At 66.5% G+C, this 567-nt stretch carries 1 protein-coding gene; it reads right to left on the reverse strand.

Annotated elements, in window-relative coordinates:
* Nucleotides 1–106: 106 nt before the first annotated feature.
* The coding region (locus ACDP63_RS25145) for a chromate transporter (protein WP_409928886.1) at nucleotides 107–567 on the reverse strand (461 nt) is incomplete at its 5' end.

The following is a 567-nucleotide window of genomic DNA, read 5'->3' on the forward strand; positions in this document are numbered from 1 at the left end:
CAGGGCAGGCACCACCATCAACTGACCGTGGACGACCTGCATCCGCCCTGGCATCGCGGATATCCGGGTTTCTTCGGGGCTCGGGCAGCGGCCTCGCCATCCGCCGTCAGATTGCCCCGGCCAGATGCAGCCCGAGGCCAGCCAGTGCCGCGCCACCAAGCACGAGGCCGATGCCGAGTTTCAGACGGAACACCGCGATGATAGCCAGCGCTGAAAGGGCCATCGCCCAGGCATCCAGCGTGCCCGGTACAGGGACGCTGGTCGAGATCGGCCCCCAGTTGAAAGGCTCGACCTCGCGCCAGATCACATGGATCGCGAACCATATCGCGAGATTGAGGATCACCCCCACGACCGCCGCCGTGACCGAAGCCAGCGCCGCCACGAGCGCCCGGTTTTCCCGCAGCCCTTCCATGAACGGCGCCCCGAGCAGAATCCAGGCGAAGCAGGGCGCGAAGGTCACCCATGTCGTCAGGATGCCCCCAAGCGTTGCCGCCAGCAGCGGCATGGCCCATCCGGCCTCGCGCATTGCCCCTATGAAGCCGACGAATTGCAGCACCTTGATCAGCG

Source organism: Paracoccus sp. P2, assembly GCF_046335115.1.
GTDB lineage: Bacteria > Pseudomonadota > Alphaproteobacteria > Rhodobacterales > Rhodobacteraceae > Paracoccus > Paracoccus pantotrophus.